Annotated in this window: 23 protein-coding genes and 4 tRNA genes; 12 read left to right on the top strand and 15 right to left on the bottom strand. The window is 29.8% G+C overall.

From position 1 onward, the window contains the following. The 3 genes from ANASTE_RS07825 to ANASTE_RS07815 all read right to left on the bottom strand — a co-directional run bounded on the left by ANASTE_RS07825 (position 1) and on the right by ANASTE_RS07815 (position 2,834). Positions 1–258 (bottom strand): TIGR03905 family TSCPD domain-containing protein, encoded by a 258-nt coding sequence (locus tag ANASTE_RS07825; RefSeq protein WP_007050460.1) that lies wholly within the window; start codon positions 256–258, stop codon positions 1–3. 61 nt (positions 259–319) lie between these two features. Beyond that, a complete protein-coding gene (locus ANASTE_RS07820) occupies positions 320–1,282 on the bottom strand; it encodes an acetylxylan esterase (RefSeq protein WP_007050459.1) in 963 nt (320 codons plus the stop codon). Positions 1,283–1,295: 13 nt separating this feature from the next. Continuing rightward, complete coding sequence (locus ANASTE_RS07815) at positions 1,296–2,834, bottom strand: FGGY-family carbohydrate kinase (protein WP_007050458.1); 1,539 nt, start codon at positions 2,832–2,834, stop codon at positions 1,296–1,298. 396 nt (positions 2,835–3,230) lie between these two features. On the opposite strand from ANASTE_RS07815, the gene ANASTE_RS07810 reads away from it, so the two are divergent. Both ANASTE_RS07810 and ANASTE_RS07805 read left to right on the top strand, forming a co-directional pair. Further along, positions 3,231–3,806 carry a hypothetical protein gene (locus tag ANASTE_RS07810; RefSeq protein ID WP_007050457.1) on the top strand — a complete coding sequence of 192 codons (576 nt, stop codon included), beginning with the start codon at positions 3,231–3,233 and terminating at the stop codon, positions 3,804–3,806. A gap of 176 nt (positions 3,807–3,982) precedes the next feature. Next, the gene (locus tag ANASTE_RS07805; RefSeq protein WP_007050456.1) at positions 3,983–4,612 is read left to right on the top strand and encodes a hydrolase; all 630 of its coding nucleotides are present in this window, start codon (positions 3,983–3,985) and stop codon (positions 4,610–4,612) included. 577 nt (positions 4,613–5,189) lie between these two features. Here the strand turns inward: ANASTE_RS07805 and ANASTE_RS07800 are convergent. The 6 genes from ANASTE_RS07800 to ANASTE_RS07775 all read right to left on the bottom strand — a co-directional run bounded on the left by ANASTE_RS07800 (position 5,190) and on the right by ANASTE_RS07775 (position 7,957). Then, positions 5,190–5,399, bottom strand: a complete 210-nt coding sequence (locus ANASTE_RS07800) for a helix-turn-helix transcriptional regulator (RefSeq protein ID WP_007050455.1) — start codon at positions 5,397–5,399, stop codon at positions 5,190–5,192. Positions 5,400–5,404: 5 nt separating this feature from the next. Next, a complete protein-coding gene (locus tag ANASTE_RS07795; protein ID WP_007050454.1) occupies positions 5,405–5,713 on the bottom strand; it encodes a DUF6442 family protein in 309 nt (102 codons plus the stop codon). Positions 5,714–5,722: 9 nt separating this feature from the next. After that, positions 5,723–6,067: a DUF6442 family protein gene (locus ANASTE_RS07790; protein ID WP_007050453.1), complete on the bottom strand. Its 345-nt coding sequence runs from the start codon at positions 6,065–6,067 to the stop codon at positions 5,723–5,725. Between the two features lie 9 nt (positions 6,068–6,076). Continuing rightward, the gene (locus tag ANASTE_RS07785; RefSeq protein ID WP_007050452.1) at positions 6,077–6,391 is read right to left on the bottom strand and encodes a DUF6442 family protein; all 315 of its coding nucleotides are present in this window, start codon (positions 6,389–6,391) and stop codon (positions 6,077–6,079) included. A 169-nt stretch (positions 6,392–6,560) separates the two neighbouring features. Beyond that, a complete protein-coding gene (locus tag ANASTE_RS07780; RefSeq protein WP_007050451.1) occupies positions 6,561–7,748 on the bottom strand; it encodes a hypothetical protein in 1,188 nt (395 codons plus the stop codon). Between the two features lie 132 nt (positions 7,749–7,880). After that, positions 7,881–7,957: transfer RNA gene (locus ANASTE_RS07775), tRNA-Arg, on the bottom strand. A 168-nt stretch (positions 7,958–8,125) separates the two neighbouring features. Here ANASTE_RS07775 and ptsP point away from each other — a divergent pair. Then, positions 8,126–9,838, top strand: a complete 1,713-nt coding sequence (ptsP, locus tag ANASTE_RS07770) for a phosphoenolpyruvate--protein phosphotransferase (protein ID WP_007050450.1) — start codon at positions 8,126–8,128, stop codon at positions 9,836–9,838. Positions 9,839–10,437: 599 nt separating this feature from the next. Here ptsP and ANASTE_RS11480 read toward each other — a convergent pair. Next, complete coding sequence (locus ANASTE_RS11480; RefSeq protein ID WP_007050448.1) at positions 10,438–12,291, bottom strand: ATP-binding response regulator; 1,854 nt, start codon at positions 12,289–12,291, stop codon at positions 10,438–10,440. A gap of 296 nt (positions 12,292–12,587) precedes the next feature. On the opposite strand from ANASTE_RS11480, the gene ANASTE_RS07755 reads away from it, so the two are divergent. The 3 genes from ANASTE_RS07755 (at position 12,588) to ANASTE_RS07745 (ending at position 12,834) form a co-directional block, all read left to right on the top strand. Next, positions 12,588–12,663: transfer RNA gene (locus tag ANASTE_RS07755), tRNA-Met, on the top strand. A gap of 12 nt (positions 12,664–12,675) precedes the next feature. After that, a tRNA-Met gene (locus ANASTE_RS07750) sits at positions 12,676–12,752 on the top strand. 7 nt (positions 12,753–12,759) lie between these two features. After that, positions 12,760–12,834, top strand: a tRNA-Glu gene (locus ANASTE_RS07745). 180 nt (positions 12,835–13,014) lie between these two features. Here ANASTE_RS07745 and ANASTE_RS07740 read toward each other — a convergent pair. Genes ANASTE_RS07740 through ANASTE_RS07730 form a run of 3 tightly spaced genes read right to left on the bottom strand, consistent with a single transcriptional unit; the run spans position 13,015 to position 14,477 of the window. After that, complete coding sequence (locus ANASTE_RS07740) at positions 13,015–13,818, bottom strand: MerR family transcriptional regulator (protein WP_007050447.1); 804 nt, start codon at positions 13,816–13,818, stop codon at positions 13,015–13,017. 57 nt (positions 13,819–13,875) lie between these two features. Further along, positions 13,876–14,277, bottom strand: a complete 402-nt coding sequence (locus ANASTE_RS07735) for a hypothetical protein (RefSeq protein WP_007050446.1) — start codon at positions 14,275–14,277, stop codon at positions 13,876–13,878. Further along, on the bottom strand, positions 14,277–14,477 hold the full coding sequence (locus tag ANASTE_RS07730) for a helix-turn-helix transcriptional regulator (protein WP_039945368.1): 201 nt from the start codon (positions 14,475–14,477) through the stop codon (positions 14,277–14,279). The genes ANASTE_RS07735 and ANASTE_RS07730 overlap by 1 nt, the downstream gene beginning before the upstream one ends. A 175-nt stretch (positions 14,478–14,652) precedes the next feature. On the opposite strand from ANASTE_RS07730, the gene ANASTE_RS07725 reads away from it, so the two are divergent. Next, positions 14,653–15,129 (top strand): hypothetical protein, encoded by a 477-nt coding sequence (locus tag ANASTE_RS07725; RefSeq protein WP_007050444.1) that lies wholly within the window; start codon positions 14,653–14,655, stop codon positions 15,127–15,129. A gap of 72 nt (positions 15,130–15,201) precedes the next feature. On the opposite strand, the gene ANASTE_RS07720 is transcribed toward ANASTE_RS07725, so the two are convergent. Next, a complete protein-coding gene (locus ANASTE_RS07720) occupies positions 15,202–15,549 on the bottom strand; it encodes a type II toxin-antitoxin system PemK/MazF family toxin (RefSeq protein ID WP_007050443.1) in 348 nt (115 codons plus the stop codon). A gap of 220 nt (positions 15,550–15,769) precedes the next feature. Here ANASTE_RS07720 and ANASTE_RS07715 point away from each other — a divergent pair, with 220 nt between their 5' ends. The 4 genes from ANASTE_RS07715 (at position 15,770) to ANASTE_RS07700 (ending at position 21,526) form a co-directional block, all read left to right on the top strand. Continuing rightward, positions 15,770–17,224: a DUF3794 domain-containing protein gene (locus tag ANASTE_RS07715; protein ID WP_007050442.1), complete on the top strand. Its 1,455-nt coding sequence runs from the start codon at positions 15,770–15,772 to the stop codon at positions 17,222–17,224. 139 nt (positions 17,225–17,363) lie between these two features. Further along, positions 17,364–18,179, top strand: a complete 816-nt coding sequence (locus ANASTE_RS07710; RefSeq protein WP_052294609.1) for a putative ABC transporter permease — start codon at positions 17,364–17,366, stop codon at positions 18,177–18,179. 144 nt (positions 18,180–18,323) lie between these two features. Beyond that, the gene (locus ANASTE_RS07705; RefSeq protein WP_039945366.1) at positions 18,324–19,019 is read left to right on the top strand and encodes a hypothetical protein; all 696 of its coding nucleotides are present in this window, start codon (positions 18,324–18,326) and stop codon (positions 19,017–19,019) included. A 50-nt stretch (positions 19,020–19,069) separates the two neighbouring features. Continuing rightward, positions 19,070–21,526 carry a hybrid sensor histidine kinase/response regulator gene (locus ANASTE_RS07700; RefSeq protein ID WP_007050439.1) on the top strand — a complete coding sequence of 819 codons (2,457 nt, stop codon included), beginning with the start codon at positions 19,070–19,072 and terminating at the stop codon, positions 21,524–21,526. Positions 21,527–21,597: 71 nt separating this feature from the next. Here the strand turns inward: ANASTE_RS07700 and pepV are convergent, their stop codons facing one another. Continuing rightward, the gene (pepV, locus tag ANASTE_RS07695) at positions 21,598–22,977 is read right to left on the bottom strand and encodes a dipeptidase PepV (RefSeq protein WP_039945363.1); all 1,380 of its coding nucleotides are present in this window, start codon (positions 22,975–22,977) and stop codon (positions 21,598–21,600) included. A 129-nt stretch (positions 22,978–23,106) separates the two neighbouring features. On the opposite strand from pepV, the gene ANASTE_RS07690 reads away from it, so the two are divergent. Then, positions 23,107–24,180: a hypothetical protein gene (locus ANASTE_RS07690; RefSeq protein WP_007050437.1), complete on the top strand. Its 1,074-nt coding sequence runs from the start codon at positions 23,107–23,109 to the stop codon at positions 24,178–24,180. Positions 24,181–24,202: the final 22 nt, after the last annotated feature.

Genomic DNA, 24,202 nt, shown 5'->3' with positions numbered 1-24,202 from the left:
TTATTTATTTGATTTTTTATATGCACATCTTACAGCTTTGGCTAACTGATCCGCACATGAAGTAGCTTTATTTCCGCATAATATTCCGCTGCATTTTCTTTCGATCTCGTCTACGGTTAATCCGTCTATGAGTTTTGCAATAGCCTGTAGGTTTCCGTTGCATCCTCCCGTAAATTCAACGTCTGTTATTATATCATTGTCTATATTAAATTTTATTTTGCTTGAACAAGTACCTTTTGTTTTATATATGTATTCCATTTCTGCCTCCGTATTTCTATCTAATAATAATATATTAAATTATTATGAACTTTGACAATGTTTACAGTTCTTTTTTGAAAAATTTATATATTATATCATCGGAATAAGGCAGTCTTTCATGTGTGTATTCGCAGTATACTTTTAAATCTTTACTGCAATTTAGTTTATTGTAAATAGCAAACTGAGTTATAGGCGGACATGTTGTATCCAAAAGAGCGGTTATAAATAAAACGTTACAGTCAACCTTGTCGGCAAAGTTTTGTACATCTATGTAAGATAACCTTTCAAAAAATTCATCTTCTTTTTCATGAAGCGTATCATATTTTCTAAACCAGTTTTTAAATTCCACATATACATCTTCACACATATTCATTTCAAATATCTTTTTAAAATCAGATAAGAACGGATAAATAACCGCACTTGATTTTATTTTCTTATTTAATGAAGCAACTACAAGACTTAACGCACCCCCTTGGCTTTTCCCCGTCGTACCGATCCTGTCTTCATCTATAAAATCCATATTACCTAATATTATTGAAGCTTTGAGAGCATTTAAATAAATATTTCTGAAAAATAGTTTCTTTTTATCCTTGTCATCAACGCCTCTTATGATTTGTCCGTAAAGCGTCGGACCGTCGGCTGTATAATTGTCTTCGCTTTTACCCCCTTGTCCCGGTACTTCAAAAGCTAAAAATGCCATATCATTATATGCATAAGGGACTTTAGAATATATGCTGTCGGCATTTGATGTATATCCATGAAAAGACATTACCGCAGGTATTTCCCCCTTTGTTTCTTTTGGCTTAACTAATTCGCAGTGTACTCTTTCATTATTCATCCCTTTGAAATATAAATCAAATATTTCGATGTCTTTCATTGGGAATTCTTTTTTTTCAAGGGTATAAGTAAAATCCGTTTTATTCATATCCTCAACGGATTCTTTCCAATACTCTTCAAAATCTTCTGCTTTCGGTGAAATTCCTAGATAATCTTTATAATTATCAATAGTACTTTTGAGTGGCATTATTATTTCTCCTTTATATATTTATTTTATTTAATTTTTTGTAAATCTTTTTTACATTTTTATATATCTTTGTATATACATTATGGTATATATCATCGTATTTTTTTACATTTGCAGGTTTAGGTTGAAAAGTCTTTTTAACTCTTACCATATTTTCACTTGCTTCATTAAAATCTTTATATATATTAAGTCCTATGAAACAAGCCATAGCCGCACCTATACCGGTTGCTTCGTATGTTTGGATCAAATAAACTTCTTTATTTAATATGTCACTTAATATTTGACATATGATTTCGCTTTTTGATCCTCCTCCGGAAAGAGCAATTTTTTCTATTTTCACTTTGGAAACGTGTTCTATCCTATCAATTCCTTCTTTTAGGGAATATCCTATTCCTTCTATAATGGCTCTGTATATGTGAAATCTGGTATGTTTATCGTTAAATCCAAGTATACTCCCTTTAGCGCCCGGGCGAAGTATATCCTGTCCCCAGTAAGGCTGAAGTACCAAGCCGTCACATCCTATGGGAACTTCATTTAGTTTTTCATCCATTATAGAAAATATATCTTTTTCTTGTTCGGTTGCAAATAGTTCTTCTTTATATCCGAATTCTTTAATAAACCAAGTAACCAGCCAAAAGCCTCTGTAGAGTATTATTTCCGGATTATACATATTTGGTATAACGCTGTCGAATGGAGGAACAAATCTTGTAAGTTCATAGTATCTGTCGGTCGTAACCTGCATGGTTACCTGACTTCCCAGTGATATGCTTCCTATCCCTTCTTTTATACATCCTACCCCTGCGGTCTCGCAGGCTTTATCACTTCCGCTTGCAATCAGTGGTGTCCCTTTCTTAAGATGTGTCCTTTCACATATTTCCTCGGTAATATATCCCATTATCGTAGTAGTAGGAGCTGTTCTTGCAAGCTTTGACTGTTCGATATTAAATATCTGTCTTTTTACTCCAAACTTTTTATCGTATATTCTTTTTTTATAGTCAAAAGGTATATGTCCTACAGTCCCCGCGTCGCTTTCTATGTATTTTCCTATTAATTTATAGTTTATGTACTGAGGGAGAAGGAGATATTTATAAGTTTTATGCCATATTTTAGGTTCATTTTCTTTTACCCAGTTATACCTTGCATCTTCCATAAAGTTTTTGACCATTTTTTTCATACCAACTATATTAAATAATAAATTATATAGTGGATTTAGCTTCTCGTATTCTTTAGCTTTTCTTCTGTCCAACCAGGATATTGCATTCCTAACGGGTTCTCCGTTCCTGTCTACGAGTACAAAAGTATCTCTCTGTGTCGTTACCGTAACCCCTTTGATTTTATCATATAAATTGACATCGTCATCTCTAAGCTCTTTTAGTAAATTTATGATATCTTCAAAGAAGTCATTTGCGTCAAATTCAATTATGCTTCCTTTGTCTTTTGTTATGTAAAAATACTCTTTTTTCTTTTTATTTAGTATTTCTCCGTCTTTGTTTATAAGCATAGCTCTTATGCTTTGTGTTCCGCAGTCAATGATCAAAACAACATCTTTCATATTTATCTCCGTCTATTTGTGTTAATGTTTAATTAAAATAATATTATTTTTATCGGTTAAATTACTGTTTATTCCTTTTAAATATTTGCTGAATAACTACATCGATAACTTTACTGTTTTTATATTATAACATATTTAAAATAAACTTTTTAATGTAAAATACAACATATTATTTTACATATAATGATATAATTAAAGAAAATATATCTTATAATTGTGATTTAATGTTATTTTAATAAAAAAAATTTATGATATTATGATTGAAACAATTATATATAATAAAAAATGATTAAAGATTTTATTAATCGGTAGACCTAATGGATATAATGGTTTATAATATCTAAAAATCGTATATTGTATTATTGACATGAAAAAGAATTTAAGGGGTTTTATTGTATGGATGAATTATTAGATACACTGGTCGCTTTTGTAGATAATCTGGCAATGCCTATTTCACTTAATAAAATATTATCCGGGCATATCATTCCGGTACTGAGCAATGTATTAGTTATGGGTTTTTTATGGATTGCCGCAAGTATTTATCTTTACTTCTATAAAAGAGATGCAAAATTTTCTATTCTTATAATAGTTGGTTTATTCCTTTGTTCTATCATTGGTAATGAGGTGATGAAACCTGTTTTATTTCATTTCAGAACTTTTTTGAGTGAACATAATGTAGGTATTTATCTTCCCGAAATCGGAAGATATACTTTCCCCGCAGGATACATAATGATGAGTGTATGTTCAACTGTTCTTATATATTATAATGAATTTCAGTTTGGGAAGTACGCTCTCGGACTGACACTTTTAATCTGCTTTACAAAGCTTTATATCATAACCACTTATCCTGTGGATTTTATAATTGGGGTCGGGTTAGGTTTATTAGTTGGAGGAATACTTATATTATTTCACTTGAAGAAGAAAAAAGAATATGAAGAGATATTGGATTTGAGTGATAAATTTCATTTTTAAAGAATTATTAAAATTTTTTAGGAGCAATTTCTTGAATTTCATAGTTTAAATAAATAGAAAAAAAATTTAGATAAAAAGATAGTCAAGTACTATCTTTTTATTTTATTTTAAATGTTTCATAATCACATATTATTTTTTTTAGTGGTAAAAATATTAAAAAAAGAAAGGAAAATGAAATGAGGAATTATTCAAATAGTTTATTGGACCCGGATGAATCTGTTATTCTTATTATAGATGAACAACCTGCAATGTTCTTTGCGGTTGAAGGAAAAAATAGAGAAAATGTAATGAACAATGTTGTGGGACTTGCAAAAACTGCGAGATCTTTTAATGTTCCATGTATATTATCAACAGTGGAAAGTAAAAAGTTCAGCGGAGAGCTTTACTCAAAGGTCAAGTCTTTATATCCTAAAGTCAATCCTATAGACAGAACATCTATCAATGCTTGGGAAGATAATAATTTTAAAAGGGCCGTTAGCGAAACGGGTAAAAAGAAATTAATAATAGCCGGTTTATGGACAGAAGTATGTGTTACATTCCCTGCTTTAAGTGCTTTGGAAGACGGATATCAGGTATATATCGTGACCGATGCGTGTGCCGGAGTCTCAAAAGAAGCTCATGACATGGCTGTAATAAGAATGGCTCAAGCCGGAGCCGTTCCCGTAACATGGATGCAGGTACTTCTTGAATTCCAAAAAGATTGGTCTAACCAGGAAACTTATACAAAAGTTATGAGTATAGCAAAAGAAAACGGCGGAGTTTACGGACTTATGGTGGAATATGCAGAGAGTATGCTAAATAAATAAAGAGGCAGTTTAACTGCTTCTTTTTTTTATAAAATAGTTAATAAAACAAGTTGTTATATTAAAAATAATATAAGGTATAAATGTTATGAAAAAATTCAAAATTAAAATTAATATAATTATAAATATAAAATAAGAAATCCCAAATAAAATCCCAAACGATGATAAGTAAAATAAAAATGAAATGGGTAATATTAGCCGGGATAAAATAAGTAAGGTTGTGTCTTTATTTTCAAATGAGAAATTAATATAAAAGAAAATAACAAAATAAACGAAGAAAAAATAATACATATATTTAAAGTTATAATCTCCATTTTTATATAATTGGGTTAAAGAAGCAGATAGTAAAATGATGATATTTAAAATTTTAAATGTTTCAAAGTTATAATTTTTAATGCTTAAGTAAATAACAACATTAAGAATTTGTGAAAATATTGCAATTATAAATAATAAATTGTTTTCTATAAATATATTTAATTTTTTCTATTATTATCCCTCTTTGATTATAATAATAAAGTAGTAGGTTTTATTACCATTAAAAGGGTATTATAAATTATTAAAAAAGTACATTAAAGTGCTTTTAATCAAAATAGAATAAGTCTTCAAATTTTTTATCAAGGGCAATACATAGGATAAGTGCAAGTTTGGCTGTAGGATTAAACTGTCCGGTTTCTATAGAGCTTATTGTCTGTCTCGATACCCCTACCATTTTTGCCAAATCTCCTTGAGATAAATTTTTTTCTGCTCTTGCTACTTTTAATTTGTTTTTTAATATTAATTCACTATTCATATTTATCACCAGTTAATAAAATATAACACAGTCATACATATAAATGCAAATATAAAACTAAAGGAGCTTATTAAATATTCTTTCTTTTTAAGTTTAACATAACTGAAAAAATTAATTCCGGCAGTATAAGCAAATAATATCGCCGGCAGCTCAAAAAATGGCTGTCCGTTATTGATAACTTTTGTTACTGCAAAAAATATAATTGCAATAGTTAAAGTTATGATTCCAAAGTTTTTTGAATCACTTATTATTTTTTCAATATATTCATCTTTATTTTCTTTTCTGCTCTTTTCTAATATTTCTTCTTTTTTCATTTTACACCTCTAGAATATATTCATACCGCTCATGATTATAGTTATTAACGTTAATATACTTGCCAATAAAGATAATATAAAAGAATATAAATCCGTCTTTTTCTTATTATATTTATAATTAGTATAGCTTTTTGCACACAGACCTATTAATAAAGCTAAAAAGAATACTCTGTAGTCTGCAAAAGCTTTTCCCGTAAATAATTTTTGAAAAAACAATATTAAAATTAAAATCGCGTTAACTCCGATTATAGCTAAATAAGCATTGGAATATGCTTCCGTTTCTATTTTTTTATCTCTTTCATCACTAATCTTATATTCTTCTCTGCTTTTCTTTAAGATATCTTCTTTGTTCATTTTTTCCTCCTATTTGGTATATATAAAATGTTCGGCTAGATTTTTTATGAGTAATATAAATGATAGGATAGAAATGGTCATGTTTGTTTTGTTTTTAGTCTTACAGTATCTGAATATATATTGTCCAAGGCATCCCGCCCAAAACATTGCAAGTATCCCGCTTACATCAATATCATGATATAAATCCCATGCTATAATTACGATTCCCGTAATCATTAAAAAGGTTAAATACAGTGCATTTGATTTATCGTTTATAAGTTTTTCTCGTTCGTCACCAAGTTCATTTTCTTTTCTGCTCTTTTCGAGTATTTTATCTTTATCCATTTTAGAACTCCTTAAGTTTGTATATTACTATGTAAATAATATAGCATAATACAAGTGTTGTGTCAATAAAACTTGTCAATATTATAACAAAACTTAACATTATGACATGTTATATTATTATATACTATATATTTAAGCATAAAAAAACAGCCTATATTAAGGCTGTTATTTATAATAATCTTTGAATTTTTTCACTTTTCTTAAATATTTCTTTATAATTATATTTATCTTCTATTTTTTCTATTGAGATTTCTTCAAGTTTATTTTGTTTATAATATTTTTTTAAAATATCATATAGATTTATAGGTTTATCAGGTGTTTGACTATTAAGTTTTTTCTGCCAATTTTTTATTCCCAGATTATCCAATGTTATACAAAGTTCCATTCCTGTATTATATAATTCCCAGTCGCCTATAAAAGTCGTAGGGTATTTGTCTTTGCTCATTGCATCCAGTACGTCAGAAAATGTAACTTTTTCTTTATTGTTGGTAAAAGCCAAAACACCGTACCTTGTATTTGTAAGTCTTGCAGCTTTTAATCCCACATAACATGCAGTTCCTTCGGCAGTTTCCTTTGAATGCTCTTCGTTTAAGTACCTTTCGTTGATTTCTTTCCTTTTTTCTTCTATGGAAATATATTCACTTATCAATTTATTTAGTTTCTTTTTGCTTATTTTATCTTTTTCGTTTTCTGTCCTCATCTTATCAAGCACTTTATACTTTAGTCCTATACAAGATATTTCTTTTTTTGTCAAAGCCACACTTGAAGGTGCTCCTTCAATTTTCCAGTCATTTTGCATGTAATGGTGAAATGCTTCATGGGTGAAGAAAGGTGAAAAAGCATATGCGGGATCGACTGCTTTTCTAAAGTTATCGGTATTATATTTAAAACAGAAAATATTTTTACTGTTACCTATGGTTAAATCAGAACCTGTATCGGAAAAATTTCCTCTTATATTTTCAATTTTAAGAGGTGCTTTGTTAAACCTGTAAACACTTTTAAAGTAAAAGCCTTTAGGCATTTTGACTTCTTTTGCATCCTGGTCTTCCATTCCGTTTACATTTATTGCATAATAAGATACATTTTTTCTGTTTTTGCTTCCGTTTTCATCTTCTTCATCTTTTCTTATTAAAATAAACGACTTGTCTTTTAAGTTATAATCTTTCCATAAAGTTTCTTTAGAGTTATATAAAATTTTATTTAATTGACTGAACATTTTTTTATCGATGCTGTCCAGATTTTCATATTTGATTACTTTGCCTTTAAATTTATTATCGGCTTTTTCGCATCCAAAGGCTGAAAAGCAGAATAATATAGTTAAAAGTAAAATAACTAAGCTTGTTAATCTTTTTTTCAAAACATATCCCCTCCGATATATTTATTTATACCATATAAATTTTAAAAATCATAATATTTAGTCAAAAAATAATTAAATCTTAATAATTATAAAAAAATCACCTAATAAAAGGTAATAACTTTATAATTATTATGGTGCGCCCAAGAGGATTCGAACCTCCGGCACATGGTTTAGGAAACCATTGCTCTATCCTACTGAGCTATGGGCGCGTATATACACTAATATATCATATTATTTATAAGTAATCAAATAAAATTTCATTAGATTTTATAATGCAAATAAAGGAAATGTAAACAGTTTATTAAAAAGTACTAGGATTTTATTTTATTTTATAATATAATATAAGATATCTATAACAAAGAAAAGAGGTTTTTATCATGAAAGGAATTAATGCATCGCCTGGAGTTGCGATTGGAAATGTATTTTTATATGTTAAGGAAGATCTAGTTGTAACACCGGGCAAAATTGAAGCAGGGGCTGTGGACGCTGAACTAAAAAAATTAGATGACGCGATTGAAAAATCAAGAACTGAATTACAAGCCTTAAAAGAAAAAACAATCAAAGAAATTGGGGAAGAAGAAGCAGAAGTATTTACTGCTCATATGATGTTCCTAGATGATCCCGGATACATAGGTGAAGCTCAAAATAAAATCAAAAACGAAATGATCGTTGCTGAACAAGCTTTAAACGAAATCACAGAAATGTTTGTTGGAATGTTCGGAAGTATGGACGATGAATATATGAAAGCAAGAGCTGCTGACTGCCAAGATGTTGCCGATAGAATTTTAAGACATCTTCTTGGTATTGAAAGCGCGGATTTATCACAAGTCGGTGATAACGGTGTAATCGTTGCGGTAGACTTAACACCTTCAGATACAGCTCAAATGAACAAAGATAAAGTAATAGGTTTTGCTATTGACGAAGGAAGCAGAACTTCTCACTCGGCTATCATGGCAAGATCTTTGGAAGTACCGGCTGTCGTTGGTCTTGGTGATATCACAAGCCAAGTTAAAGGCGGAGAAAAAATCATCGTTGACGGTACGGACGGTAACATCATCATCAATCCTAGCGATGCTGAAATCAAAGAATATGAAGCTAAAAAAGAAGCTTACGCAAAAGAACAAGCAGAACTTGCAAAACTTAAAGATTTAGCAAGCGAAACTTCTGACGGACATAAAGTAGAGCTTTGTGCAAATATCGGTAGTCCTAATGATTTGGAAGGTGCCAATAAATATGGTGCTGACGGTGTTGGACTGTTCAGATCTGAGTTCTTATATATGGATGCTAAAGAAATGCCTTCGGAAGATGTTCAATATGAATCTTATAAAAAAGTTTTAGAAGGTATGGGTGACAGACCTGTAATTATCAGAACTCTTGATATCGGAGGGGATAAAAAACTTCCTTATCTTCCAATGGAAGAAGAAATGAATCCATTCCTTGGTGTCAGAGCCGTAAGACTTTGCTTCCAAAATGTTGAAATGTTTAAAACTCAGCTTAGAGCTTTACTTAGAGCAAGTGTATACGGAAACGCTCATATCATGTTCCCTATGATTTCTAACGTTGAAGAAGTTAGAAAAGCTAAAGGTATTTTAGAAGAATGTAAAGAAGAACTTAAAGCTAAAGGCGTGGAATATGATGAAAATATTAAAGTTGGTATCATGATTGAAATCCCATCAGCTGCTGTAACTGCAGATATAATAGCTAAAGAAGTTGATTTCTTCTCAATCGGAACAAATGACTTATGTCAATACTCATTGGCTGTTGACAGACAAAATCAAAATCTTTCCGAACTTAATCAACCGCTTTCACCTGCAATCATCAGACTTGTTAAGAATGTTATCGACGCTTCTCATAAAGCAGGTATCTTTACAGGTATGTGCGGTGAAATGGCAGGAGATCCAACATCTGCGTTATTATTATTAGGTCTTGGATTAGACGAATTCTCAATGTCTGCTCCTTCAATCCTAAGAGCTAAAAAAGTAATCAGAAGCTTTACATACGAAAAAGCTCAGGAAATCGCCAAAGAAGTACTTGAAAACGCTGAAACTCAAGATGAAGTTAAAGCTATCTTAGGTAAATATTTAGACTAATATATAAAGAAAAAAGACTTCCTAAAGGAAGTCTTTTTTTAGTTCAAATAACTAATATATTTATATAGTAGTTATTTCTTTTTTATTCGTTCAATATCTTTTGCCAGACTGCTCTTGGTTAATTTTTTATTTGTTATTTTCTTCATAAGAATATTTATTTTAGGGTATGACAATCTTACTATATAGTAATTTATATATTCTATTAAAGTAAATGATATTAAAAAAATTGAACCTATGTAATATAGTTTCGAAATAGAGGGAGAAAATACAAGTATAGGAATATATACTGCCAATAATATGATATCAACATATTTAAATATTAAAAAAATCTTGATATATTTGATATCATTAAAATTATTATTGAGTTTCAGTAAACATATAAACCAGTAAAAAGAACCTTGAAATAATATAAAGCATAATAATGCCACAGGGTATGCTATTTGTATTTGATTTTCTTTGAACCAAATAAAATAACAAAATAGAAATAAAAGACTGCTTAAGAGTTCTCCTAAAAATAGTTTTAATAATTCTTTTTTTATCTTTTTTCTCATGTAAATACCTTATAATTTTAAATATTAAAGAGCCTATATAGGCTCTTTTTATTTTATATATTTATCCAATGCTTTTATTAAGTCATCAAAATCGATTGGTTTTGAAATATGATCATTCATACCGCACATAAGAGAACGTTCTATATCTTCTTCAAAAGCGTTTGCGGAAACGGCAATTATAGGAATATCTTTTGCATTGGGATGCGGTAAGTTACGAATTGCTTTTGTGGCTTCGTGACCGTCCATTACAGGCATTTTTATATCCATTAGTATCGCACTGTAGTAATCTTTTTTACTTTGCTCAAATTTATATAACGCTTCTTTTCCGTCAACAGCCTCTTCAACGATGACTCCATTTTGCTCCAAGACATATTTACTTATTTCTCTATTTATTTCGTTATCTTCTGCAAGAAGTATTTTTATTCCCCTTAATTTATCTATATTGTGATTTGGATATTTATTTTTTAATTTAATATATCTATCATATTCTTCTTCATTGATTTTATTTAACTCAAGATCGAAGAAAAAACTGCTTCCCTTATCAACTTCGCTTCTTACTTTTAATTCTCCGCCCATCATTTTGACCAGATTATAAGAAATAGCAAGTCCCAGTCCAGTTCCTTTATATTGCTGCTCCATAGCATTATCTGCTCTTTCGAACGCTTTAAATATAGTAGGAAGTTGTTTTGCTTCTATTCCTATACCGTTATCACTTATAGTGAAATTTACTTTTGATTTATTATTATCTATATTATCATCACTGATTATTACTTCTACTTTTCCTTTATTATGAGTGTACTTGATTGCATTCCCTATTATATTGACCAATATTTGCTGCAAATGAAGTTCATCCCCTATCAGGTATGGACTTTTCAAATCATATTTACATATAAAGTTTATTTCTTTTTCATTTGTTTGGTTTTGTATTATAGTAATTATATTTTTAATAAGCGTATCCAAATTAAAGGGTCTGTTTTCTATTTTGGTTTTCCCGCTTTCTATCCTTGAAATATCAAGAACGTCATTTATAAGATTAGTAAGGTAATTAACCGAAGTATCTATTTTTTCGAAACATTGAGTAACTTCCTTTTTATCATCTATGTTTTCTTTTCCTATTCTGGTCATTCCGCTTATTGCATTTAACGGTGTCCTCATTTCATGAGATATATTGGATAAAAATCTTCCCTTTGCATTACTTGCATTTTGTGCATATACAGTTGCCTTATTGTATAAGTCTGTGATTTTTCTGTAGAATTTTACCATAATAAACATTGCAAAAAGGCAAGTTATTATAGCAACTATAGGAGTAAATATAGCGGATTTAAGATATGTATCATATTGATGATTTGCATCAAATTCCATACCGAGAAGTCCGATTACTTTTCCTCTGTGGTTTTCTCCTGCATGTATCGGGAAATAGGCAACGAAAATTTTTCCCCAATTCGTTTTTATTATCGAGTCGGGAAGTATTACTTTACCTTCCAGTGCTCTTTCCATTGCAGGAATCACTTCGTCTTCCAGTTTTGTTCCCGGGAACGCAAAATCATCTGCTCTCAGATCCAGCCCGTCAACAAGGTAAATTATTTCTCCTTTACTATTCTTCTTTGCTGTGTATAAGTATCTGACTCCCGTCGCATGACGGATATTATTTAAGAATTCTTGCTGCTCTTTATATATGGAACTATTCATGTCTTTATTGTTTTTTACAGCGTCAAAGGATTTTATATTAAGGTTGCTGTCTACGCTGTTATATATTGCAAGAGCTCGGTCCTGAAGAGATTTTATCATGTCATCGTGGGTTTGTTGATAATTATAAAAAAATACTAAAGCAAATGAGAATAATACAATTAAGGCGGTTAAACCCGCAACTAACAAATCATTTTTGGAAAGCTTGTATTTCATATTATTCACCTTACTTTAGCTAATATTTTATTATATATAATTGTCTATATGTTTAATTATAATATATAAACCGAGTAGTAACAAGATAATTTATTTTTCGACTTATTATATTTGATTTGTAATTCATAAATATCGTAAATTAAGGTATATATAATAAAATAAATGGGAATAATTGACTTATAATACTATTTATAGTATATTATTAATGCTAAGTTATCCCACTTAAAATATTGTTAAAAAAATAAAAAAAATACTTGACAAGTCTATGTTATGTGGACTATAATATTGTGTACTGACGCGGGGTGGAGCAGTTGGCAGCTCGTCGGGCTCATAACCCGGAGGTCGCAGGTTCAAGTCCTGTCCCCGCAACCAAAAAGATAATATGGCGGGATAGCTCAGTTGGCTAGAGCACACGGTTCATACCCGTGGTGTCGTAGGTTCAAATCCTATTCCCGCTACCATATATAAGGCCCCTTGGTCAAGCGGTTAAGACGTCGCCCTTTCACGGCGAAAACAGGAGTTCGATTCTCCTAGGGGTCACCAAGTTAGAATTATAACTACCGATTAGGTAGTTTTTTTATATTATAAATACATAGAAAATAAACTGCTTTATAATACAGATAAAATGTAATAAAAAATGAATTATTTTTTTATTTAATAATAGAACTTTAAATTTAAGTATAGTACAAAACAAAAAAGACTGCTTATAGCAGTCTTTTTATTTTATCTTATTGGTATTTGTAATTCTGTAAGCCATTCATTTTCGCTATCTTTGTTCCATATCCTGTCTATATAACTAAGTCTCGGGTAATCCCTTATTTCATAATTATTTTCATTTATCCATTTAAACAAGAAGTTAAATACATTTGAAATACTATCATAACTTCCTCTATGCATGGCGCTGGCTACTTTTATGCTTTCTATCATCTTGAATTCTATACCGTCGGTTTCGTTTCCGTAGTCTGTTACGGCTTCACAGTACTCAATACTTATATTTTTTTCTTTATATTCTTTATCCATTTGAACTACAAAACAATATTCCGGTTTCAAACATTTAAGATCCGGGTTTGCTTTTTGCACTTTTTTTCCAAGTTCGGGTATCAAAGTAAAAAGTGCATCATTGTTTGGCAGTATCATTTTTTTTGAATATACGATACATTCCGGTGTGTTTTTTATCACAGCTTGATATTCCATTAAAACTTTCTCCTCTTTTTCATCTAAAATAAAATTCAGTTTGGAAAGTTTATTGTTTATTTCGATAAGTTCTTTTTGCAGTTCACTTTTTTTACTGTTTAATATAAGTCCCACATCATGACCGGACATGATTGACTTTATATCTTTTATTGAGAATCCTATTTGTCTTAATGAGTTGATATAATGTATTTGAATCAGTTGGTTTGTTGTATACAATCTATAGTTTGTACACTCATCTACTTTTTCCGGTTTTAAAAGATTTATTTCATCGTAATATCTTAAAGTCTTTATAGGTGTTCTGCAAAGTATTGAAAATTGACCTATCTTGTACATGTCTTTCCTCCCTAACTAAATTTTATTCCCTCCAGTTACGGGAGAGTCAAGAGGTTTTTAGTATTTCTTTTTATAATATAAATATGAACCTAAATACAAAACTAATATTACTGTCATTGGAATACTTAAAAATATCGATATTTCTTTATATTCCATTAGTCCCGTTATAAAACATCCTATTGCAAGTATATAAATACTTAAATTTAAAGTCATGGATTTTGCACTGTTTTCTATAAATATAAGTCTTTCATCTTCAAATTCGTTTATCATTGCTTCAAATTTATCTTTGTTTTTTTCTTTTATTTTATAACTTATAAGGCATATTAAACTGCATAATGAAATCGAAGTCGTAAATCCCATAATGTAATAGTTCTGTTTTACTATACTAAATATTAAGAATATAACTGCTGTTAAAAATAAAATTATAAATACTTTCTTCATATTATTATATTTCTTCATTATTCTTCCTCCTCAAAAATAAAAACATCTTCTATAGTTAAATCAAATATCTTTGCTATTTTATAAGCAAGCATTATAGAAGGGTTATATTTCCCATTCTCTAAAGATATTATAGTTTGTCTGGATACACTTAATTTCTTTGCCAATTCTATTTGGGTCATTGAATTTATTTTTCTTAGTTCATTTATTTTATTTTTAATGGTAACTCCCTCCTTATATATAATGTTAAGTATACTTTACATTATATATAATACAATACAAAATAATATATGTCAAGTGTGCTTTACATATATTTATAATAATAATTTAATTATCGTATAACTTAAAAATAATAAATGGAGCATATACTTACTTAACAAATTAGCGGAGGGCATAATGAAAAGAACAAAAATAGTAGTTATGATACTTTTGATTATGGGTTTGTTGACAGGCTGTTCTTATTCAAAATCGGAACATGTTGATTTATCAAATTTAACTGTAGATAATATAAAAATGGGCAGTGATATAAATAAAATAGATTTTTCAAAATATACCAGGAGTAATAAGTATTCCGGGGATTATAGATATAAGTTTGATGAGCTTTTAATAAATACAAATAAAGATAAAGTATCTTTTATCTTTACAAGGTTAGATGAAAAGGGAACGGAATTTAAAATCAATTCAAAAGGAAATATTAAAACGATAAGAGATGTAACTAATTTACTTGGATCGGATTTTAAAGATGTATCCGAGGATAAAAAGCAGTCGCTGAGAAAGCGTACTTATTACGATAAAATGAACAATATAAAAGCAGATTTTGTTTATCTTGATTTGGATCAGAGTATTTCTTGGATAGAGATATATTATGCATAATTTAAATTTACCAAAATATAATTTAATAATAAAAAAGACAGAATATTATCTGTCTTTTTAAGTTTGATATAATTACTGAAACATTCCAAAACTTATAGAAAGCCCTTCGTTTACTTTATTCATCGTACTCATATCTACATGACCTATTTTTTCTCTAAGTCTTTGTTTATCGATTGTTCTGATTTGTTCAAGAAGTATTACACTGTCTTTATTAAGTAATTCGCTGTTTGCCGAAAGGGAAATATGTGTAGGTAATTTTGCTTTATCCATTGATGAAGTTATTGCCGAAACGATAACTGTCGGACTGTGTTTGTTCCCTACATCATTTTGAATAATAAGGACAGGTCTCAGACCTCCTTGTTCGCTGCCTACAATAGGGCTTAAATCTGCGTAATAAATGTCTCCTCTTTTTACACCCATATTTCTATACTCCAATTTTAGCTATATTTTAATTTATTTTGTCTTTTTCAAATTTATAAGGTTCATATTATAATATTTGAAAAAACTTAACTATGTTACTAATAAAATATTTGCCATGAATAGAAATTTTTATACATTTATAATTTAAATTTTTGTAAATAAGTAATATTTTTCTTTTATATAAATATATTTTACAAGGAGTATATTTAGGAGGATTAAAATGGAATTTGAACAAATGGTAAAAAAGATAAATTTAACTAGTAAAGAAGACAATATCGAAGTAGTCACAGAGGTATTTGAGAACGTTAAGATATTGGACAATATGTCTAATATAGAAAGGATATTACTTAGCAATACTGAAGCGGTAATAAAAAATATTGCCCTTAAAAACGGTAAGTTTGTTTTAAAGGGGATTTTGAAGCTTAATATATTATATTTGGGCGAAAACGAAGCTTTAGCATCGGTAGATAAGAATATCGAATTTTTTGTAAACCTTGGCGAAGGTGAAAAATGGGATAAGATATTTAACTTAAGGGCAAGTATCGCAAGTATCGAAACGAGAGTCATTAAGAAAAGAAGGATAGAAGTAAGCGCGAATGTTAAAATAAGCGGAGTCAGTATTATTCCCGAAGATATAAACGTAATGAACGATAATAATATCGAGGGACTTGAAATAAAGACCAACTCAGATATATGTTCGGTATTTGATTTAAACAGCACCAAAGAGACTTTTACATTTAAAAAAGATGTGCCTTTATCAGACAGTGTAAGTGTTTTATTCGTATTTGCCAAACTCAGAGATGTAAATACAAATGCTTCAGGGGTGGGAGTATTATACAGTGCTAAAGTAGAGGTTACTTTGATTTATAAGGTTGGTTTCGAGGATGACAGCGATACAAAGATAGAAAAGCTTATTTATCCTATCAATCATTTTATAGAAAAAGACCCTAAATTAAAATGTGATTATTACAATATAGTACCGAGCGTGGAAAGTGTAAGCGGAGAATATGTCATGGATGATGAAGATTCATATATCGAAATAACCATGGACTTGATTTCAAGTACGCTTTTCTGTGAAAAGAAAGAAGTAAATATAATTGAAGATGCTTACAGCACAAACAGAAATTCTCTGCCTGTTTTGAAAGAACATAGTATTGTAATGCTCGGAAGCGATTTTGAAAAGAAGATGAAAGTCACAAACAGCAAAACATTGATAGATACCGATATGATCGGCGGAGTCATCGGTGATATGGAGTATGTTAAATTTGATTATTCCGTTGATGAAAGCATACTTTCGGTAGAGGGAAGTGTTGTTACTCAAGTGGTCACATATATAGATAATGACAGCAGATATTATGTTGATACCATAAATGTTCCTTTTGAATTAAAGGAAGAAATAAGCGGCGGAGAGAATCTTGATTTATTTGTTGATGTCAATGTAAATAACCTTGTGGTTACTAGTTTGAACCAGACTATCAGTATAGACGGTGAAGTGATTGTAAGCGGATATATGTTTGATACAAAAGAAGTCAGTGATATAGCTACAATAGAAAATATCGAAGCAGAAGAAGAAAATGTAGACAGTATTAAGGTCAAAGTTTATTATAAAGAAAAAAATAGAAAGTCTTTGGGATATAGGGAAGAAAAATCTTATCGCAAAAGAAGATATTCTTAATATGAATGGTTTTGAAAGTGAAGAAGATGTTTTGGAAAGCTGTCCATTGATTATAAAATAGATAAATAGCTGCTTTGTTTACTTTTTAACTGTATCTTGTTATAATATGTCATAATTTAACATATAAGAGGTGAGCGGATTGGGATATACGATTTATGAATATTTATGTTTTTTTATGATATATGCTTTTCTTGGATGGGTTACGGAAGTAATCTTTCAAACCATCAAAGAAGGTCATTTTATTAACAGAGGATTTTTAAGAGGTCCAGTATGTCCTATATATGGATTTGGATTACTTCTGGTCATTCATTTTTTGGAGCCTTTAAAATCCAATATAACAGTATTATTCATAGGGTCTGTCATATTTACCACTCTGCTTGAACTTATCACGGGTTTTGTGTTGGAAAAACTTTTTTCAATCAGATGGTGGGATTATTCCAAAGAGAAATTTAACTTAAATGGATATATATGTCTCGAGTTTTCGATTATATGGGGACTTGCATGTGTATTTGTTTTAAATATAATACATCCTTTGATATACACGTTTGTTACATTTATTCCCGAAGAAGTAGGGTTTATAGCGGTCATAATATGTTCAGTTCTGTTTATTATTGATACTATACTTACTGTTTCTACAATACTTAAGTTCAAATCCAAACTAAAGAGATTATCACAAATAGGTGATAAACTCCTTGAATTTTCAGATGGGATTGGAAAGCATATTTCCGATGAGACCCTTATTGTTGCTGATAAAACAGATAGACTCAAAGAAGATATGTATCTCGAAAAACTTGCATTTAAGGAACTAAGTGAAGAAAGAAAAGATATAATAGAAAATTATTTAATGAAGTTTAGATATTTGAGTTATTTAAAGACTCATCCTAAAATTCAAACTTCAAAATACAGAGATTTATTAGATGAAATTAAAGAAAATATGAAAAAAAGAAAGCAATAGATGTTGCTTTCTTTTTTACTTATACTAAGAGCTTTTGATTGACACCCTTTCAGAATGAATATATAATTTAATTAATAGTACGTTTTATTAATTATTTATAATTTTTATACTACTATGATTAAGTATAAAAGGAAGGTAATTCCAATGCCAAATGAAATAAATAATGAATTGTTTAGCCCCGAGTGGATGAGTGAAGTATTATCCACTTCAAAAACGGGACTTTGGATGATGTCGATTGACATGAAAAATAATATTAATAAAATGTACGGCGAAGATGTCATGCTCGATTTACTCGGACTTAAAGAAGCTTTGGAGCCCGAGGCTTGTTATGCTCATTGGTATAGTAGGATAAATGAAAGTTATCTTGACGATGTATGGGAAGCGGTTGAAAAAATCATAACGACCGGAAAGCTTGTTGAAGTGCAATATCCATGGAACCATCCCATTCTCGGTGAAATTTATGTAAGATGCGCAGGTAAAGTGGAAAGTGAAGATAACGGTATTTATACTATAAAAGGATATCATCAAAATATCAGTGATATAAGAAATTTAAAAGAAGATAATTTAAAAAAAGAAAAAAGGCTAAAAGAAATAGAAGCCGAAAAGAACAGATATGATGATTTATTTCAATCTGTTTTATGCGGTATTGCTCAGTATAAATATATAGACGGAAAACTTAAATTCAAGAGAATAAACAGAGAAGCTATAAAAATCCTCGGTTATACAGAAGATGAATTCTATAAAAAGGAATTTTGGACATTAGATGATGTATATGTAGAAGATGACAGAAATAGGATAGATAAGCGGGCGATAAGTCGATTATTTTTGAGTGCAAAATAAAACGTCCAGATGGAACGACTTGCTGGGTCCTTAGAAATGCACAGATAATATTGGATGAAAATGGAGATAAAATAATTCAAAGCGTTTTCTTGGATATAGATAAACATATAAAAGCTGAAAAAGAAAACAGAGAACTATCGGATAAAATCGCTGCAAGCAATGCTCTTCTTAGGGTGTCTATGGAGAATACAAATATTTGTGATTTTACATATTATCCTGATGAAAAGTTATGTGTAATGCCTAAGAGGACAAGTGAAGTTTATGGCTGTAAAGATAAATATGATAATATGCCTATAGATTTTGCAGAAGAATATATAGATAAAAGCTATTATGAAGATTATTACAGGATGTATAATGATATTCATAGAGGTGAAAAGACCTCTGTTTCAATTTTTAAAGCAAAAGACAGAGATTTATGGTGCAGAGTCACTTTGTCGACGGTTAGGTTTGATGAGGAAGGAAATCCTAAACTTGTTGTAGGGATTGTTGAAGATGTCACTAAGGAAAAATCTACAGAAATTCAAAATGTCGAACTTAACGCAATAAGTGAATTTATGATACGTTCGGATTATGAATTCTTAAGTATTGTGGATTTGGAAAAACAACAATATTCTATTAAATATTCGTCGCTGGAAAATTCTTTCTCAAGACCTATAAGTTATAAAAATCAGATAAACGATAGGTTGAGAGATGATTGGATTTATGAAGAAGACAGAGATGAATATAGAAAGCAGATGAGTTTAGATAACATTTTAAATAAACTAAACAGTGAAAAAGAAATGTTAAATGTTTATTTCAGGTCAAATCAAAATCCTCCGAGACATAAAGAATGCAGGATTTGTTATTTTGAAAATCATAAAAAGATCCTTATAACACTTCGTGATATTCAGGATATGATACAAAAAGAAGAAAATAATAAAATAGCACTTAAAGAAGCATATGAATCTGCTGCAAGAGCAAATGAAGCAAAGAGTGAGTTTTTATCTAGGATGTCCCATGATATAAGAACACCTATGAATGCAATTTTTGGTATGACATCTATAGCAAAGAATAATTTAAATGATCCCGATAAAATATTGGAATGTTTGGATAAAATAACAATTTCCAGCGATCATTTATTAAATCTTATAAATGAAGTTCTTGATATGTCTAAAATCGAAAGCGGAAAGCTTTCATTAACATCGGAAAAAATAAATTTGTTACACTTGGTAGAAGATGCAATTACTATAATTTCTCCGGATATAAGCAAAAAACATCAAAATTTATCTTTAGATACTTCCGGAGTGACGCATTCTGATGTGATAAGTGACTCTTTAAGGCTTAGACAGGTATTTCTAAATATCTTATCGAATTCTATGAAGTATACTCCCGAAGGCGGGAATATTGAATTAAAAGTAAATGAAGTAAAATCTACTTTAGAGGGGTACGGAAGATATGAGTTTATTTTTAAAGATGATGGCATCGGAATGAATGAAGAGTTTATAAATAAGATTTTTGCTCCATTCGAAAGAGCCGATGACAGCAGGATAAATAAAGTTCATGGTACCGGACTTGGGATGGCAATTACAAAAAGTATAGTTGATTTGATGTCCGGAGATATCGTAGTTGAAAGTAAAAAAGGGAGAGGCTCCAAATTTACAGTAATCGTGAATATGAAACTTCAGGATGCAAGTGAAATATACAACAAAAGATTTATAGATAAAAATATATTAGTATTGAGTGATGATAATAATTTTGTAAATAATATAAAAAATATATTGGAAGAGATTGGATTAAATGTAGAAAGTATAAGTTCAAAAGAAAAATTATTATTTATTTTAGATAAAATAAAAAATAAAGATAAATCATATTTTAATATCATAGTTGACTGGGAATATAAAGATGTAAACAGTGTTGATGATATAAAAAATATAATAAAAATTACAAATAATAAAACACCTATTACTGTTTATTATAACGGTAAGTGGACAAATAAAGAGAATGAGGCAAAGCTTGCCGGTGTTTCTATGTTTAGCTCAAAGCCGGTGGTTAAATCCAGGGTTTTATATCAGCTTGATTATTTCCTTAAAAATGAAGTAGATAAGGAAAATAAAAATGGAAATATAAAAGTGAATTTAAGTACAAAAAGAATTTTACTTGTTGAAGATAATGAGCTTAATATGGAAGTTGCAAAAGAATTATTAAAAATCACAAAAGTTAATGTGGATACTGCCGAAAATGGTAAAGTCGCTTATGAAAAGATTAAGAATACAAGCCCAAATTATTATGACTTAGTGTTTATGGATATACAAATGCCTGTAATGAATGGGTATGAGGCAACAAAAAAGATAAGAGGATTAGATAGGGAGGATGTAAAATCTCTTCCGATCATAGCGATGACTGCAAATGCGTTTTTGGAAGATATAAGAGCTGCAAAAGATGCAGGTCTTAATGAGCATATTGCAAAACCTTTGAGTATAGAAACATTTGTAAATACGATGGAGAAATATATAAAAGACCGCAGATAACGAGCGGTCTTTTTATTTGTCGGGCACTACGCCTGCTCTCGCAGATTCCGCGCCCTCTGTTTATTCAATCATTATAATTTTAGTAATTTTTCAAGTGCGTTTACATACACCTCAGTAGCGGTAAGCAAAGTAGAAACTTTAAAGGTTTCATTGCTTTGATGAGCATTTTCATCGTCATCAGGCAAAAGTGCACCGAATGCAACTACATTATCGAATGCTCTTGCATAAGTTCCTCCGCCAAGTGTATATGGCTTGTTTTTACTGTCTCCCGTTACTTCTTCATATGCACTTTGAAGAGTTTTAACCAAAGGAGAGTCCGGCTCAACATAAAGAGGAGCTTTATGTTCTATTACTTCAAATTCATATCCCGTTTCGCTGAATGATTTCTTAAGTATATTAAATACTTTTTCAAAATCTTCTGTCAGTGGATAACGTATGTCAATGGTTAATTTTAACTCTCCGTCCTTAGCTTCCATAACCCCCGTATTGAATGTAAGGGGTCCGTATTCATCTTCCATTTTAAGACCGGAGTTCTCGCCCAAATAATCTTTTCCTATAAGGTCGTTATAGTTATTTACAAGAGTATTATCTTTCATTACAGAGCCTAAGAATTCCATTAAATAGCTTCCTGCATTTTTACCCTCCCACGGAGTCGATGCATGAGCAGACACTGCATTTAGTCTTAGTGTTATTTTATTATCTTTCTTTTCTAGCACTTCTCCGGTTAGCTTATGTTCTTTAATATATTCCATGAACTTAGTTTCGATATCGATATCGCTGTCATTTTCTAAAGTGACTATCATTTTAGGGATAACTACATTTGCGGCTTCCCCGCCTTTTAATTCTATTATTTTTATTTTTTTGTCATCTTCGTATTTACCTTTTATATTTATTTGGCAGATACCTTTTTCTCCGAAGATTACAGGGAATGCCGCATCGGGAGAAAATCCCATAGTTAAATCTTCTTCGACTTCCTTGTAATGCTCCATACATCTAAATCCTGTTTCTTCATTTGCACCAAAAATCACTCTTATTCTTTTATTAAGTTTGGTTCCCATATCCATAAGTACTTTTACGGCATAAAGTGAAGCTATGACAGGACCTTTATCGTCATTTGCACCCCTGGCGTAAATAACACCGTCTTTAATTACAGGTGTATATGGGTCGTTATCCCATCCGTCACCTTCGGGTACTACATCAACATGTCCCAATATACCTATTAGCTCTTCCCCTTCTCCGACTTCTGCATATCCGCAGTAGTTATCTAGATTTTTTGTTTTAAATCCCAGTTCTTCGGCTATTTTTAGTGCCTCGTTAAGTGCTTTGGCGGGACCTTCTCCGAAAGGCATTCCTTCTTTTGGCTCTTCCTCTACACTTTTTATGCTTACAAGCCTTTTGATATCATTTATCATATTTTCTTCATATGATTTTACTTTTTTATTTATATCCATTTCGTTCCTCCAACTGTTTACATGAATCAATAACATTGTATCACACGTAAATTATAAAGCAAAGTTTTTATTAATAAAAGAAATGGTAAAAGAATACATTTAAATAAAGACTTTTTAAAGGAGAGAGATGTGAAATTACAATGCTTACATTTTAATAATAGGAAGCTTTACAGTTATATTACTCATTTTGACAGTGAGTATTATTTATTTTGTGAAGACGCAGAAAATGATATATATTCATTGGTAAAATATGATAAAGATAAAGGAATCGCACGAGATATTTTAGTGTTCGATAATTACTTTGATTTTAAAATAGATGATTACGACAACAGTATATATATTATGGGAAGGATGATGAATAAACTTGCGGTTTATAAAATTAAAAAAAATGTCATCATTCATGTTTTTGATTTTAAAATCAAGACTTATGATAAGATTATAGATTTTTTTGTGATGAAGGGATATGTTTTTTTCTACTTAAGATCCGTTGATTACAGTGAGCTTGTACTATATATGTATGATAAAAAAGATAATTTTATATTAGTTGAGGACATAGTTTTGAAAAATTTATTAAATGCGCCGTTGCTTTTCAGTGATGAAAACAGAGATATAGTGGTTATTGAAGAATTTTATATAAAAAACTTTTTTACTTCATTTGATTTAAATGATGAAAATAATTTTAAAAATAATATTTATTTGATACCTTTAAGAGAACTTATACATAGTATAGTAAGTAAAAAGGATATTTTTTATGATATTTTAAGGTCAAATAAAGGTTTGAATTATATAACAATAATAGGACAAACAATTAATGAAGTAGTTTTATTTTTATCAAAACCATTTTATGAAAATGAAATTTTATATTACGATGTTTTAAATGGAAAAATAAGTAAAAAAGTTAAAACAAATAATATATTTTTAAACAGCATAGATTTAGGTGAAGATACTTATTTTAAAGCTACTAATAATTATGATAATGAAATAATTTATGATAGTGAAATAAATAAAGTTTTTTCTTGGCAAAAGAATGATTTATTCAGTGCATTTATGTTTCTCGGAGAGATCGAAGGAAGATATTTGGTATTTAAAAAAGAAAATATTTTCTCACTTGAAAATGTGTATAATATTTTTGATAAAAAAAGCGGGTTTACTAAAACTTTTTCTTCTAAATTGGTTATTATAAACGACGATATCCTTCTGTAACATTAAAGAAAAAATAAATTTA

Origin of the sequence: Anaerofustis stercorihominis DSM 17244 (assembly GCF_000154825.1) — a bacterium.
Taxonomy (GTDB): Bacteria; Bacillota; Clostridia; order Eubacteriales; family Anaerofustaceae; genus Anaerofustis; species Anaerofustis stercorihominis.
Note: the sequence above shows the minus strand (reverse complement) of the source record. Positions and strands in the feature narration are given on the sequence as shown.

Excerpts from the sequence above, each read along its gene's own strand:
- ANASTE_RS07825 (WP_007050460.1), bottom strand. The coding sequence starts at position 258 with ATGGAATACATATATAAAACAAAAGGTACTTGTTCAAGCAAAATAAAA.
- ANASTE_RS07820 (WP_007050459.1), bottom strand. The coding sequence starts at position 1,282 with ATGCCACTCAAAAGTACTATTGATAATTATAAAGATTATCTAGGAATT.
- ANASTE_RS07815 (WP_007050458.1), bottom strand. The coding sequence starts at position 2,834 with ATGAAAGATGTTGTTTTGATCATTGACTGCGGAACACAAAGCATAAGA.
- ANASTE_RS07810 (WP_007050457.1), top strand. The coding sequence starts at position 3,231 with ATGGATGAATTATTAGATACACTGGTCGCTTTTGTAGATAATCTGGCA.
- ANASTE_RS07805 (WP_007050456.1), top strand. The coding sequence starts at position 3,983 with ATGAGGAATTATTCAAATAGTTTATTGGACCCGGATGAATCTGTTATT.
- ANASTE_RS07800 (WP_007050455.1), bottom strand. The coding sequence starts at position 5,399 with ATGAATAGTGAATTAATATTAAAAAACAAATTAAAAGTAGCAAGAGCA.
- ANASTE_RS07795 (WP_007050454.1), bottom strand. The coding sequence starts at position 5,713 with ATGAAAAAAGAAGAAATATTAGAAAAGAGCAGAAAAGAAAATAAAGAT.
- ANASTE_RS07790 (WP_007050453.1), bottom strand. The coding sequence starts at position 6,067 with ATGAACAAAGAAGATATCTTAAAGAAAAGCAGAGAAGAATATAAGATT.
- ANASTE_RS07785 (WP_007050452.1), bottom strand. The coding sequence starts at position 6,391 with ATGGATAAAGATAAAATACTCGAAAAGAGCAGAAAAGAAAATGAACTT.
- ptsP (WP_007050450.1), top strand. The coding sequence starts at position 8,126 with ATGAAAGGAATTAATGCATCGCCTGGAGTTGCGATTGGAAATGTATTT.
- ANASTE_RS11480 (WP_007050448.1), bottom strand. The coding sequence starts at position 12,291 with ATGAAATACAAGCTTTCCAAAAATGATTTGTTAGTTGCGGGTTTAACC.
- ANASTE_RS07740 (WP_007050447.1), bottom strand. The coding sequence starts at position 13,818 with ATGTACAAGATAGGTCAATTTTCAATACTTTGCAGAACACCTATAAAG.
- ANASTE_RS07735 (WP_007050446.1), bottom strand. The coding sequence starts at position 14,277 with ATGAAGAAATATAATAATATGAAGAAAGTATTTATAATTTTATTTTTA.
- ANASTE_RS07725 (WP_007050444.1), top strand. The coding sequence starts at position 14,653 with ATGAAAAGAACAAAAATAGTAGTTATGATACTTTTGATTATGGGTTTG.
- ANASTE_RS07720 (WP_007050443.1), bottom strand. The coding sequence starts at position 15,549 with ATGGGTGTAAAAAGAGGAGACATTTATTACGCAGATTTAAGCCCTATT.
- ANASTE_RS07715 (WP_007050442.1), top strand. The coding sequence starts at position 15,770 with ATGGAATTTGAACAAATGGTAAAAAAGATAAATTTAACTAGTAAAGAA.
- ANASTE_RS07705 (WP_039945366.1), top strand. The coding sequence starts at position 18,324 with ATGCCAAATGAAATAAATAATGAATTGTTTAGCCCCGAGTGGATGAGT.
- pepV (WP_039945363.1), bottom strand. The coding sequence starts at position 22,977 with ATGGATATAAATAAAAAAGTAAAATCATATGAAGAAAATATGATAAAT.